The sequence below is a fragment of the Blautia faecicola genome (genome assembly GCF_004123145.1).
Taxonomy (GTDB): Bacteria; Bacillota; Clostridia; order Lachnospirales; family Lachnospiraceae; genus Oliverpabstia; species Oliverpabstia faecicola.
This window is the reverse complement of record NZ_SDKC01000001.1, coordinates 1,452,856-1,466,709: the sequence shown is the minus strand read 5'-3', so window position 1 is coordinate 1,466,709 and position 13,854 is coordinate 1,452,856. Positions and strand designations below refer to the sequence as shown.

The window sequence follows — 13,854 nt, the reverse complement described above, 5'->3', positions numbered from 1 at the left end:
CTCTCCATCTATGTTTTGCTGTCATTTTCTGTTTTCGTATTCTCATTTTAACATATTAATTATATTTTGCAACGGTTTAAAGTATATTTAATATGGCTTTCATATATTTTGCTTATCAGTAGTTATATGAAAATATAATAAATTACAAAAAAAGTGGTATAGCATCTGTTTGTCAGTCACCACACCACTTTTAGTTGTTATATTCTTATTTTTCTTCAAAACTGCACAGCGCCTTCACCTGTGCCCCATAGATCGAATGATTTCCATTGACCATATATGCCAGCAGGCAGACCACAACCAGAGGGATCGCATTCTGGCTTCCAAAGACTTCCAGTCCGATCAAGATCGGTGCAATTACCGTGTTGGTCGCACTGCCAAATACTGCTGCATAGCCAAGGGATGCGCAGATAACCGGTGAAATTCCGAACGCAGAGCCAAGCGCCACGCCCAATGACGCACCAATAGAAAATAACGGTGTTACCTCTCCACCCTGAAATCCAATCGCAAGTGTTGCGATCGTCAGCAAAAGTTTCAGGATCCAGTCGTATCGGTAGATGGTATCGCCGGTAAAGGATGCCGTGATCAGGTTGGTTCCCAGTCCACTGTATCTTGCACTGTGTAATACCATCAATACAATTGCAAGAGGGATCGCAAGACAGCCGATCCGTACCAGTGGATTGCTGATTTTGTCTCCTGCCAGCTTCTTCGTCTTCTGCAAAAGTACAGAAAAACACCGCCCGGTCAGCCCGAACGCCAGACCGAGAATTACCAGAATAACTACATTTTTTATATTTCCAATCTGCCAGATTTCCTGTACATCCACCGCGAATTTTTCCAGTCCCAGCAGATGTGATGTCATGGATGCTGTATAGGACGCGATCAGTGCCGGAAGCAGCGCATCATATTCCACATAACCGGAAACCCCCACTTCCATCGCAAAAAATACTGCTGCCAGCGGTGTCTGGAACAGCCCGCCAAATCCCGCTGCCATACCGGTAATCAGCATCACCGGTTTTGTTTCTTTGATATGGAGCCGTCTGCCCGTCTCATGCGAGAGCGTCGCACCAATCTGCACCGCCACCCCTTCCCGTCCGGCACTGCCGCCGAAAAGATGCGTGATCCACGTTCCGATCATCACCAGCGGAACGAGTGCCAGCGGTATTTCTTCCCGTTTTTTCTGTCCCACTTCGAATACCAGTGTCATCCCCTTCAGGCTCAGACTGCTGAAACGCTGATACATCCAGGCAATTGCCAGACCAGCCACCGGAAGGATCGGGAGTAGATAACGATAATATTGCCCACGAAAATCTGAAATTGCCAGCAACCCTCTTCCGAAAATCGTGTCGACGATTCCCACGCAGATACCTACTAATACGGCAAGAATCACGTATTTTCCTTGCAGAATCCATTGTTCCTGTTTTTCTGCGGATATTCCTGTTTTCTTCTGTTTCATTTCGTTTTCTCTTTCCTCCATGTTCTTCTGATTTATTTCTCCCCTGAATGAGATAAAATACGCTTCGCGAATCTGACTCATTCCCTGCATAATCAAAGTTGAACCGCCGAACTAATAACTGATAGTTCCTGTAGCAAAAAAGGCTGATACTCCCGTGCCATGCACAGAAGTCATCAGCCTTTTGGCGGTTTCGATCAAAAATCGTGGGAGAACCTCATTCCCGTTCTGGATGAAAGTATAACAGTTTTTCCGCATATTCGTCAAGCCGAAATCTGTTACAGCCACTTCTCCCTCTTATCTGTTTGTATCAGAACCCCCTCTCAATTTCCCGGTTCTTCCACATCCGCCGGAACACCCCTTCCGGGATTGCCACGCAGAGTCCGCCGAGGATCAGCAGTACACCGATCAGTTCTCTCCACGGGTACACAAATCTAAAATAACCAACCCGGCTTTTCATCACCACGGCAACCGCACCGAGCACGCCACTTCCCACCGTCAGTACCAGAACCCCGACGATCAGTCCGTAGAAAATCCCTTCCATCCGCGTCATGTTCTTCAGCTGCGGGGTTGTCATGCCGATGCTTTGCATCATGGAAAATTCTTTTTGTCTTACGGTATATCCGGTTACGATCACATGGAAATAGTTCATTGATCCCATAAAAAGCAGCACCAGACAGAGTCCGTACATGATGATTCGGCTGGCCGCGATATAGGATCTGGCAGCGGACAACAGTTCTGATTTGCTTACCAGCATCAGTGTCCGCGCATCCGAGATATAATCTCCATGACTGCTTCCCGTCACGAACTGCATATTGTAGCTGTCCACGGATTTTTCTACGGATTCCCGGATCATCGGCTCCATCGATCGGTTGACGTCCATCTCCAGCACAAAGGTCTGTACCGGCAGCTGCATCCGCTCCATCCCTTTCTCGCTCACCAGAAAATACACGATCCCCGGTCCGTTCCAGGTCGTGTCGAGTGCCGGAAGCCCCTTTTCTTTAAAGTTCAGGTAGCCGCAAAACTTCATATCCGCCGTCTTTTCTCCCTGCACAGTATAAGTGGAAAATGTCTCTCCCACATCCTCTCTGCCTTTTTGTGCTTCGATTCTCGAAAACAGATTATAGTGTAGCATGATTGCACCCGTTCCTGCCTCCACACTGTCAATATCCAGACCCAGATCTTTCTCTTCATTAAACACTTTCAGTTCTTCCAGATAGGTATCACTGACCTGTTCTGCCACAAATTCATAAAGTTTTGGAGCGGTTTCTTCTCTATTTTCCGCATTCTCCTCAGGGATTTGATTCCCTTCCAGTGTCTCTCTTCGAAGATCCAGGATTTTTTCATCCAGCTGTAACTTGCCATAACCGCCCGTTACCTTCGCCACCGTTTCCACCCCGTCAAGACCTGTCATTTTTTCAATCAGATTTTCCGGAAAATACGTCTCCTCCGTCGGATACTGGCTGATCGTCCCGGAGGATATATTTGTCATGATCTTAAAATCGTGGTTCTCCGCCTCGATCTGGTTGGTCATATCCGTTCCCTTCGTGATCACAACGGCAGAAAGTGCCACGCAGATCCCGAGAGTAAGAGAAACAATCGTCAGCACACACCGTTTCCGAAAACGGAACAGATTTCTCCATGCCATCGCTTTCAACGGATCTTTGCTCTGTCTTTTACTTTTTCTCCCTACAGATACTTTTTCCATATACTGTATCGATTCCACAGGAGAAAGTTTTCCGATTTTCCGGATAACACCTGCGGCTCCGAGAAATGTAACCAGCATCCCGAAGCAGACAGACGCTGCCAGCATCCAAGGCCGAAACGCGATCATCGCAGAGGCTCTTCCCAGACCATGCAGATACATCCTCGAAAGCAATGCCGGAATCCCCGTCAAGGTAAATGCAATACCTGCCACACTTCCCCAAAGGCATCCCAGAACCGCGATTTTAAAGATCTGGCGGTACGCGATGCTTCGAATCTGCCGTCCGGTCGTTCCCAGGGTTTTTAACAGCCCGAATCTTCGGATATCTTTCCCATAGGAAATATGAAGCACATTATAGATCAACAGCCACGCAGCAACTAAGATCACCACAGCCATCACCACTGCGATATCATATCCGCCGACCACCTCAGTCACAGCCTCCAGATCCAGTCCGGTACCGCCGAAAAACTGCTGACTGTCATCCCGCATCGGAATATCCTGATACAGCCGGTCTTCCACCGTCTGACCATCCACACTCCCGCTCTGTTCGATCAGTAACGTTCTCGACACTTTCGAAAGATCCAGCTGATCCAGATAGGTCTTTGAAAAATAGCCGTACGCTTTTCCCATCGAAGGATCTACATATTCCGTATAATATCCAGACAACCGGAAATCCCCGGAGTGTTCTTCTCCCTCACTGTCCGTCATCGTCACCGAGATTACCATCCCTAGCTTCGGTTTGCTAACCCCAAGCAGCTTCAGAGCCCGCATGGGCAGCATAATTTCATTCTCTTTCGTCGGATACTCTCCATGAATATCCGTATACGCCGGTTTCTGCATGTTTTCCCACGCCGTCTTGTCTAACACTGTACACAAAAAAGCGTCTGTGGCAGCAAAATCCGTTTCCATTCCCGCAGATCGGATATATGCCAGTTCCTGTATTTTCCGATACTGTTCTTCCGATGGATCCTCCAGTGTTGTGCTGGCTTTCGTTCCTCCATTTCTTACCATCAGCAGATGATCTGCCTGTATCTTTCCGATAGCCAGACTGAATACACAAAATATCATCCATACGGCAAATGCAACCGTTCCGATCAGGATCCGGTTTCGTCTTTTATTTTCCTGATATTCCCTTTTTGCCAGCAGCCGCAGAATCTTCTGGTTGTTATTTTTCATCCGAATCACCCGTCACCTTTCCATCCTCGATACGGATGATCCGTTCTGCCATCTGCGCGATCTCTTCGTTATGCGTAACCAGCAAAATTGTCTGATGATACCTTTCTGCACTTGTCTTTAACAGTCCGATCACTTCCATCCCGGTCACTGAATCCAGATTTCCGGTCGGTTCATCTGCCAGGATCACCGCCGGTTTCGTGATCAGCGCCCGTGCGATCGCAACCCGCTGTTGCTGGCCACCGGATAGCATATGTGGCATATGATCCAGTTTTTCCGTCAGTTTCAGACTTTCGGTAATTTCTTTCAGGAATTTCCGGTCGACCTTCATCCCGTCCAGTAACAACGGCAGCATAATATTTTCCCGGACACTGAGTGTCGACACCAGATTATAATTCTGAAAAACAAATCCGATATTTCTTCTCCGAAACACTATCTTTTCTTCTCCGGACATTCCCTTCAGTGCTGTTCCCCGCACCCATATCTGTCCGTCTGTTGGCTCGTCCAGACCTCCCAGCATATGAAGCAGCGTGGTTTTTCCGCTTCCCGAGGAGCCGACGATAGCCCCAAAGGTTCCTTCCGTTACAGAAAGTGAGACACCATCCAGGGCGCGCACGATCCCGGATGGTGTCGGATAATATTTTTTTACCTCTTTTGTCTCAAGTATCTGCATCTTTCTTCCTCCTGTCGCAGTTATCTGTTCTTTTTCTCTGCTTTTCTATGATTGTAACAGCCAAAACTTACAAACTGCTTACACGGGAAGAAAAATCGCTACTTCCAGTCCCTGTTCTTTTCTTTTTGCTTTCATGAATCCGCCGTGGAGCGTCACGATCTCCCGGCTGATATACAGTCCCAGACCAAATCCCGGTTCTCCGGTCACTCTGCTTCCCCGGTAAAACCGCTGAAAGATCCGGTTTTCTTCTCCTTTCGGAATCCCGATGCCATCGTCGGATACCACGATTCTTGTATACATTTCATCCTGCCGCACGACGACCCGGATCTTCGAGTGTTCCGGTGCGTATTTTACGCTGTTGTCCAATAGATTATAGACCGCTTCGCCAAGCCAGTTCCCATCATGCCACACTTTTGTCTCTTCCGCTCCGGTTACTTCCACTTCCATCTGCTTTTCTTCTGCCGCTTTCTGTACCAGAAGTACCGCTGAAAATATCGTATCCGCCAGAGCATCAGTTGTTTTTTTGATCTGGATCATCTGTTGTTCCAGCCGCGCCATCTTGATAAAACTTTCTGTCAGAAAATGCAGCCGCTGTTCGGATTGTTCCAGTGCGCGCAGGTATGTCCTTCCCGGCTCTCCCGATATCTCGCCCTCTAAAAGCTGTGTGTAACTCTCCACACCCGCCAGAGGATTCCGCATCTGATGCGCGATCTCCCCGATCAGTGCTTTCGTCTCATCCCGCTCTCTGGTAATCCGTGCTTCCACGCCCTGATTTTTCTCAGAAATCCTGCGAATCTGATAACGGATCTTTGCCGGAAGTGTATCTTCATACCCGATTTCTCCCGGCTGGATACATTCCCCGTTCAGAACCCGCTCCAGCATCCGGGAAATCTCTTCCATCTCCTGCTGTGCTTTTCTTTTTCGAATCATGTTATTCTCCAAACGTATAGCCAAGCCCAAACACATTTTTCACATACACAGGATGTGCAGGATCCGGCTCGATCTTCTTTTTCAGGCGATTCAGCGTCACATGCAGCGTATTTTCTTCCACAAAATTCCCGCCATCATCCCAGACCTGTTCCAGAAGCATGCGTTTTGTTACTACTTTTTTCTGATTTTGCGTAAGTACTTCCAGAATCCCGTACTCTTTCGGTGTCAGCGCTACCGGCTGTCCCTGGATCCTCGCTTCTTTCCGGTCATAGTCCAGGCTGAAATCCTGATAATAAAACACCTGATTCGGCTCACCGCCTGTTCTTCGAAGCACCGCCTCGATATGTTTTAAAAGCACCGCAAGTGCCACCGGTTTTACCAGGTAATCGTCCGCACCCGCATCGAATGCTTCTACGATACCCTCTTCTTCATCTCTCGCTGTCAGAAAAATAGCTGGCAATTTCTCCTGCCCGCTCCTTTGCCGGCACAGTTCCACGCCGTCTCCATCCGCAAGCCCGCGGTCGATTAAAAGCAGATCCACCGGCTGTCTCTCCAGCAACCGGCGGGCTTTTGTCACAGATTCCGCTGCAAATGCCTGATATCCATGGGACGTGAGCATCTCCACCAGCGCCTGCCCAAGCAGCGTATCGTCTTCGATCACTGCGATTTTATACATCTTTACACATCCGATCTGGCGTAACTGTTTTTCATCTGGTTGCTCAGTTCATACAGAACTTTTTTCAATGTCGCAGAAGCTTCTTTCTGTACCATTTCTGCCACTTTCCGGTTCGCTTTGCGTTTCAGTTCCATCTGTTTTTCCGGATCTTTTTCATCAGCAAGAAGTGCATCGTACTGGTTGATCAGTGCATGACTTTTTGCCAGGACATTTTCCTGATAGTGCTCCACATGGAACAGAGATTTTCCATAAGAAGCATCTGCCATCGCTGCGATCATGCGGCTGGTCCAGTAGAAGTTTTCGGTAGAGACTTCACCGGTCGTGTTGGCAAGATATTCCGGTGTCTCGTCCACATCCGCATAGAACGGAACCATCGTGTTAAATGCATTCGATGCGTAAGCCACCCATTCCAGCGTTCCAAATGCAGCTCCTCCTTCCGGGCGCATCTGGATCAGAGACATAAAATCATTTCGGTTGATACCGATCGAACGGTACGCACCGCTCATGGATTTGTCTCCATAGGACAGATACGGGTCATACGGTGTTCCCTGATAATGTGCAGACAATACATATTTTACATCTTCCGGCGTGATCTTCTTTTCCGGAACCATGCACCACGGAATGTCATCGGACAGTGGTGTGTAATCGGCGTCCGGACCGTCCCAGTTTACGGAATTCGGATTCAGATACCGTTCCATGTACCAGGCTCTCGGCGTATTGTATACATGGTCGGAATCGTCATGACTTCCGAAGGCATCTCTTGGATTCAGAACACCGTCCATCGAGAGATCCAGATGGTATTTTTCGATAAATTCTTTCAGGTCCGGAGAGCACATGTATTCTTTCTGCTCGCCCAATGCATCTTCCAGATCAAAGGTATCGATACCAAGCTGGTTTGGCATCACGACATACACATCATCCGGCACTCTTCTTGCCATCCAGTGATGTCCGCCGATCGTCTCCAGCCACCAGATCTCGTCAGCATCCTGGAAAGCGATTCCGTTATTTTCATATGTGCCATACGTTTCCAGAAGCTGTCCCAGTCGGGCAACACCCTCGCGGGCGCTCTTAATATAAGGAAGCACCAGGCACACGATGTCTTCCTCTCCGATACCACCCGGTACTTCTTCCTGACCGTCTTTTGCCGGCTGATATACCACCAGCGGATCGGCGCCCTGTACACGCGGGTTGGTTGTGATCGTTTCGGTGGCTGTCATGGCTACATTTGCCTCATTGACACCGCTTGCTGCCCAGATTCCTTCTCCTTTTTCTGCATTTGGCATGGATGTATAGCGCATCGCCTGTTCCGGCAGTTCTACTTTCACATGGGAGAGCACGGAAATATAGGTTTTCGGCTGTTCTTTGGGTGTTACCACCGTGAATTTTTTCGCTGTAAAATGTCCGGATCCGGAGTCGTCGTTGCGAGCGATCATTGTGGATCCGTCGTAGGATGCTTTTTTACCTACTAAGATTGTTGTACAAGCCATTTTTCTCATCTTCCCTTCTGTTTGTTTTGCTGGTTTTTATTTTAGCACATTGATAACTTACTGTAAATCTGACCTTTTTGGTATACGGATGAAACCTTTTCGCGTACGGGCAAAACCTTTTCGCGTACGGACGAACCCATGCCCAGGCTTCCACGCATTGGTTACTTCTCCGTTATAGATAGCGATTTGTGTACGGACGAACCCATGCCCAGGCTTCCACTCGTCAGACAACCGCTGGCAACGCAAATCTGAGCTAAGCATTAACTCCGGCTATGTTCACGAGGGTCGGCGGACCCTCGCGAAAGCCTGCGTAAATGCTGGATCTCATCTTTGCTAAGGGCGCCAGCATAAGGCTGTCTGACGAGTGGAAACCTGGGCATGGGTTCTGGATGTTGGAGACGGAAGATATGCGTAAAATTGATAGGTGTTGGAGACGGGAGGTACATGTAAAGTTGGCAGGTTTTGGGAACTGAAGATACGCGTAAAGTTGGTAGGTTTTGGCAACTGAAGATACGCGTAAAGTTGGCAGGTTTTGGGAACTGAAGGTGCGCGTAAAATTGGTAGGTTTTAGGAACTGAAGATACGCATAAAGTTGGTAGGTTTTGAAGAAAATTCATACATTTATCTTGGTGGCTTTCTGGACTTTGCTATCATTTTTTGTTATACTTTTCTACAAAATTTACTCTCTTATTTTGGGAGTGCAGAAAACTAAAAGGAGGTTATGTGACCGGATATTTCCGGTTGCTCTGTGTGTATGAAAAAGATATTTCAGATCTTTGCCCGTGATATGCGGCGGCTGTTTACCAACCCGGCAGCAGCGATCGTCATGGTCGGCGTGTGTGTTCTTCCATCGCTGTATGCCTGGTTCAATATTGCCGCCAACATGGATCCTTACGGCAATACCAGTAACATCAAAGTGGCGATCGCCAACTGTGATGCCGGAGCCAGTAGAGAGACGATGTCTCTGGATGCCGGAGGCACCATCGTGGATACGTTGAAGAAAAATAAGCAGCTCGGTTGGACGTTTGTCGATGAAAAGCAGGCAAAAGCCGGTGTAACTTCCGGAAAATATTATGCCGCTATCGTGATCCCCGAAAATTTCAGTGAATCGCTCCTCAGTATTCTGGACGGCGAGGTGAAACAGCCGGAACTGGACTACTATATCAATGAGAAGAAAAATGCGATTGCTCCGAAGATTACTGCTACCGGTGCTTCGACGATTCAGCAGCAGATCAACGACACGTTTTCTTCGGTAGCCGCAGAAACGGTATCGGAACTGATCCGTACTTCCGCCGGTGATCTGACCGGAAAGATTGATAAGAGCAATTCCGAACTTTCCACTGCACTTTCTGAGACGAGAGACAATCTGAAAGAGTATCAAAAAGTTCTGAAAAATTTTGAAGAAACATCCGGTTCTTCCGAGAAGCTGATCAAGGATGCGCTGGAGACTCTCGATGCAGTATCTTCTGCCGCGGACTCCGGCTCCAAAACGCTGACTGACACGACAGCGCTTCTTGCTGCCAGCCGACAGTCACTGGGATCTTTCTCGAGTCAGTTCAGCAGTGCATTATCGAATGGTGAAACACTGTTAAATAACACGTACGCTTCCGCAATTGTAAAACTCGGTACGTTCGAGACGAAAGCTTCTCAGGTGAATACGGTGATCGGTGATAGTATCGATTCTGTAACCAGTCTGAACCAGAAACAGGCAGAATTACTCGCTGAACTTCAAAAGCTTCATGAATCCATCGGTTCCGATTCCACGCTTTCCGGGCTGATTGGGGAGAAAATTACTGTTCTGCAACAGCAGAATGCTTCTTTTCAGGAACTTCTGGATTCTTTGAGTACCAGCAATTCCAGTATTCAGGAAGCTATGACCACAGCACAGAATACCAGAACTTCGCTGGAAAAACTGGTGACGGACAGTCGTTCCTCACTTCAGACTTACCGGAATTCTCTGAATGAATCTCTGATTCCGAAGTTAAGTCAATCCATGGATACATTATCTACCTTGAGTGGAACGCTGACCGCAACACTTTCGGATGTGAATCCGACCATAGAACAGTTAAAACTGATTCTCACCCAGCTGGATGCCAGCCTGTCGGACAGTTCTGCTGCCCTCGGACAGACCGGCGGTGTGCTGGACACCATCGATCAGCAGCTCTCCACGATCACTACCGATCTTGGTGTGTTACAGTCTTCCGATATTTATAACCAGCTGATCACTTTAAAGGGACTGGATGTCGACTCAATTTCAGACTTTATGTCCTCTCCGGTTTCTATTCAGTCGAAAGTATTGTATGAAGTGGAAAATTATGGATCCGGCATGACACCATTTTACACCAACCTGGCTTTATGGGTTGGCGGACTGATCCTGGTTTCGATCTTAAAACAGGAAGTGGATAAAGATGAAAAAATCTCACGCTTCACACCTTCCCAGGCATACTTTGGCCGCTGGCTTGTATTTGTGATCATGGGCCTGATACAGGGATTCATCGTGTGTGCCGGAGATATTATATTACTGAAAACACAGTGCCTGCATCCGGCGGCCTTCATCCTCGCCGGTATGTTCTGTTCGTTTGTATATGTCAACCTGATCTATGCGATGGCTCTGACGTTCAAACACATCGGAAAAGCGCTTGCTGTTCTTCTGGTCATCTTACAGATCCCGGGATCTTCCGGAACGTATCCGATCGAGATGACACCGATATTTTTCCAGAAACTTCATCCGCTGCTTCCATTTTCCTACGGCATCAGCGCGATGAGAGAATGCATCGCCGGTTTCTATGGTCATACTTATGCAAAAAATCTGGGAATTCTTGCGCTGTTTTTACTGCTTGCGCTCTTTATCGGACTGGTTCTTCGTCTCCTGTTGATGAATCTGAATCATCTGTTTGACCGACGACTGGCTGAGACAGATCTGATGCTTGGAGAAACCGCCAGTGATGAACTGCAGCGCCCGCAGATGCAGCTGATGCTTCGTGCACTGATGCGTGATGATGAGGCACGAAAAGAATTTATGGAAAAATCGGAACGTTTTGAGCGACGGTATCCATATCTGATCCGATATGGTTTCCTTGCCATCGTGATCATCCCTCTGATCTTCCTGATCCTGATGTTCAGCCTGGAATCCAAAATCGTTTATCTGATTCTCTGGATCGTCTCTCTGATTGCTCTGGTCTTATATCTGATCTGTGTGGAATACATTCACGATAAGATCCGGCGCCAGATGGAACTGGGCGGTATCACTTCCGAAGACCTGGTACACGTGATAGAGGAGGAAAAAGAACGATGAAAAATATATGGAAAATTTTCCAGCGGGATCTGCAACAGATACAGAAAAATGTCATCGCCATGATCGTGATCATCGGTATCACCGTTGTTCCCTGCCTGTACGCCTGGTTCAATATCGCTGCCAGCTGGGATCCTTATGAAAATACCGGTAATCTGAAAGTGGCGGTCGCCAGCGTGGACGAGGGCTATGAGGGAAGTATCATTCCAATCAAACTCACCCTCGGCGATCAAGTACTATCTGCCCTCCGGGAAAATACGCAGCTGGAGTGGGTATTTACCACAAAATCCAAAGCCATGAAAGGTGTAAAATCCGGCAAATACTATGCAGCCATCGTCATTCCCGAAGATTTCAGCCGGAATATGATGAGTGTATTCACCAGTGATATCCAGAAACCGGAGATCACGTATTATTCTAATGCGAAAGAAAATGCTATTGCACCGAAAGTCACAGACAAAGGGGCAACCGCGATTCAGACACAGGTGAATGAAGTCTTTATCGAGACGATCTCGGACACCGTATTTACCGCCCTGCAGACCATATCAAATGCGGCAGACCGCGAAGGTTCCAGTGAGATTGTCGGCAACCTGATCACCAATCTGGAAAAGATCCATACGGATCTGACCACGGCTTCCAGCACTCTGCAGTCTTTTTCCGGTATGACTTCTTCCGCACAGCAGCTTCTTGATACGACTGCTTCTTTCCTGCAGCAGACACAGAAGCAGACAAAATCCAATGTAGATGTCTTAAAAGAGACGCAGAAATCATTTTCCGGGCTGCAACAGACCGTTTCCGGGACCACGAACAGTATCAATACGGCACTGACTGCCAGCAAAGGGTTTTATGACCAGATGGCAGAAGTGATTGATTCCGCTTTGCAGACACAGAGTTCCGATGCTTCCGCTGTTTCCGATACGTTACAGTTACTTGCCGGTCGTGTCGATCAGGTGATTACTTCTTATACTTCCCTTCGGGACAGTATCGCACAGATTGGAGAGGATCATGAGGCACTGGCTTCTGTCACCGGTTCTCTGGTGGCAAAACTGGATGCTTCTATCACCACACAAAAAGAAATCCGCGATAAGTTAAATGCAACCGCATCTTCTCTTACTTCTGCGGTTTCGGATGTGGAAAATGATAAAAAAGAGCTGGATGATCTGATTCGTCAGAGCGCTTCCGGCATCAGCAGTGTAAAATCAGAGTATGAATCTTCGGTTCAGGCGCAGTTAAACAGTCTGCTCTCTTCTGTCTCTGACACCCGTTCGGATATCTCCGGGCTGATGACGCAGCTGGATAACAGTATGGATGGCATCTATACACTGGCGGATTCGGCAAGTTCTGATCTGTCTGAGATCCAGACCACGCTGGATGACTCCTGTAAGCTGCTTACAAAGGCTTCTGGGAAATTGGAAAAAACGACTGGAAAATTGAGCAGTATGCAGGAAAGCGGGGATTTTTCTCAACTGGAATCTCTGATTGCCGGGGATACGGACAGTATCAGTTCGTTCCTCTCCGCACCCGTTTCTCTGAAAACTACAGAAGTTTACCCGATTGAAAATTATGGTTCTGCCATGGCTCCGTTTTATTCTACGCTTTCGATCTGGATCGGCGGCATTGTTCTGGTGGCGATGCTGAAAGTTACGGTATCGAAAAAGAGACTTGATGGTTTAAAGAATGTGAAGCTTCACCAGATGTACTTGGGACGGTATCTGATTTTCCTGATTGTTGGGCTGTTGCAGAGTTCGCTGATTTGTCTCGGGGATCTGTTCTATCTTGGTATTCAGTGCAAACATCCGTTTTTGTTTGTGCTGGCGGGATGGATCTCAAGTATCGTGTATGTAAATATTATTTATACGCTTACGGTTTCTTTCGGGGATATCGGTAAAGCGATTAGTGTGGTTTTTCTGGTTGTTCAGGTTGCCGGTACCGGCGGTACCTTCCCGATTGAAGTGGCTCCTGGATTTTTCCGGGCAGTTTATCCGCTGCTTCCGTTTACGCACAGTATGGCTGCTATGAGAGAAGCTGTTGGAGGTGTGTATGGTATGGATTATTGGATGGATCTTGGGAAACTTGGAGTGTTTTTGATTGTTTCACTGGTTGTGGGACTGGTGTTGAGACGACCGATTATTCGGATGAATGATGAGTTTACAGAGAAGTTGGAGGAGACGAAGCTTATTTAGAAATTTCTTTTAACTTCTTTATGGAAATTTAGTTCCAGACGGACGCAGCCGTGGCGGGAGGTCTGTGGGGCGCAACGTGGGCAGGGCAACTTTGATCTGGCTACCAACTCCGACTATGATTCACGAGGGTCAGCTGACCCTCGTGAAAGTCTGCGTAGACGTCGGATCTCAAAGCTTGCCCTAAACGCCCACCTACAGAACCTGCCACTGGCAGCTTCCTCCGGATGCAATGCAACAAAGTGTTGCGTCACACAGACTCCCTACCCCCGAGGCTGTTTTTCCTATTTT

8 protein-coding genes and 1 riboswitch are annotated in these 13,854 nt (G+C 47.9%); of the genes, 2 read left to right on the top strand and 6 right to left on the bottom strand.

Going from position 1 to position 13,854, the window contains the following annotated elements; genetic code table 11:
* Window positions 1-205: 205 nt before the first annotated feature.
* The 6 genes from ETP43_RS06540 to ETP43_RS06515 form a co-directional block, all read right to left on the bottom strand.
* Window positions 206-1,453, bottom strand: coding sequence for a chloride channel protein (locus tag ETP43_RS06540; RefSeq protein ID WP_129257459.1), 1,248 nt, complete (start codon window positions 1,451-1,453; stop codon window positions 206-208).
* 157 nt (window positions 1,454-1,610) lie between these two features.
* Window positions 1,611-1,684: riboswitch (Fluoride riboswitch) on the bottom strand.
* 76 nt (window positions 1,685-1,760) lie between these two features.
* Window positions 1,761-4,331: an ABC transporter permease gene (locus ETP43_RS06535; RefSeq protein ID WP_129257458.1), complete on the bottom strand. Its 2,571-nt coding sequence runs from the start codon at window positions 4,329-4,331 to the stop codon at window positions 1,761-1,763.
* Window positions 4,321-5,001 (bottom strand): ABC transporter ATP-binding protein, encoded by a 681-nt coding sequence (locus tag ETP43_RS06530; RefSeq protein WP_129257457.1) that lies wholly within the window; start codon window positions 4,999-5,001, stop codon window positions 4,321-4,323. The genes ETP43_RS06535 and ETP43_RS06530 overlap by 11 nt, the downstream gene beginning before the upstream one ends.
* Before the next feature lie 78 nt (window positions 5,002-5,079).
* Window positions 5,080-5,931, bottom strand: coding sequence for a sensor histidine kinase (locus ETP43_RS06525; RefSeq protein ID WP_164979623.1), 852 nt, complete (start codon window positions 5,929-5,931; stop codon window positions 5,080-5,082).
* 1 nt (window position 5,932) lies between these two features.
* Window positions 5,933-6,607: a response regulator transcription factor gene (locus ETP43_RS06520; protein ID WP_129257455.1), complete on the bottom strand. Its 675-nt coding sequence runs from the start codon at window positions 6,605-6,607 to the stop codon at window positions 5,933-5,935.
* A gap of 2 nt (window positions 6,608-6,609) precedes the next feature.
* Window positions 6,610-8,094, bottom strand: a complete 1,485-nt coding sequence (locus tag ETP43_RS06515; RefSeq protein ID WP_129257454.1) for a C69 family dipeptidase — start codon at window positions 8,092-8,094, stop codon at window positions 6,610-6,612.
* A 754-nt stretch (window positions 8,095-8,848) separates the two neighbouring features.
* Between ETP43_RS06515 and ETP43_RS06510 the strand changes: the two genes are divergently transcribed.
* Both ETP43_RS06510 and ETP43_RS06505 read left to right on the top strand, forming a co-directional pair.
* Entirely contained in the window at window positions 8,849-11,389 is a 2,541-nt protein-coding gene (locus ETP43_RS06510) for a YhgE/Pip domain-containing protein (RefSeq protein WP_129257453.1), read from the top strand.
* On the top strand, window positions 11,386-13,566 hold the full coding sequence (locus tag ETP43_RS06505) for a YhgE/Pip domain-containing protein (RefSeq protein ID WP_129257452.1): 2,181 nt from the start codon (window positions 11,386-11,388) through the stop codon (window positions 13,564-13,566). Before ETP43_RS06510 ends, ETP43_RS06505 begins: the two co-directional genes overlap by 4 nt.
* Window positions 13,567-13,854 lie beyond the last annotated feature (288 nt).

Excerpts from the sequence above, each read along its gene's own strand:
- ETP43_RS06540 (WP_129257459.1), bottom strand. The coding sequence starts at position 1,453 with ATGAAACAGAAGAAAACAGGAATATCCGCAGAAAAACAGGAACAATGG.
- ETP43_RS06535 (WP_129257458.1), bottom strand. The coding sequence starts at position 4,331 with ATGAAAAATAACAACCAGAAGATTCTGCGGCTGCTGGCAAAAAGGGAA.
- ETP43_RS06530 (WP_129257457.1), bottom strand. The coding sequence starts at position 5,001 with ATGCAGATACTTGAGACAAAAGAGGTAAAAAAATATTATCCGACACCA.
- ETP43_RS06525 (WP_164979623.1), bottom strand. The coding sequence starts at position 5,931 with ATGATTCGAAAAAGAAAAGCACAGCAGGAGATGGAAGAGATTTCCCGG.
- ETP43_RS06520 (WP_129257455.1), bottom strand. The coding sequence starts at position 6,607 with ATGTATAAAATCGCAGTGATCGAAGACGATACGCTGCTTGGGCAGGCG.
- ETP43_RS06515 (WP_129257454.1), bottom strand. The coding sequence starts at position 8,094 with ATGGCTTGTACAACAATCTTAGTAGGTAAAAAAGCATCCTACGACGGA.
- ETP43_RS06510 (WP_129257453.1), top strand. The coding sequence starts at position 8,849 with ATGAAAAAGATATTTCAGATCTTTGCCCGTGATATGCGGCGGCTGTTT.
- ETP43_RS06505 (WP_129257452.1), top strand. The coding sequence starts at position 11,386 with ATGAAAAATATATGGAAAATTTTCCAGCGGGATCTGCAACAGATACAG.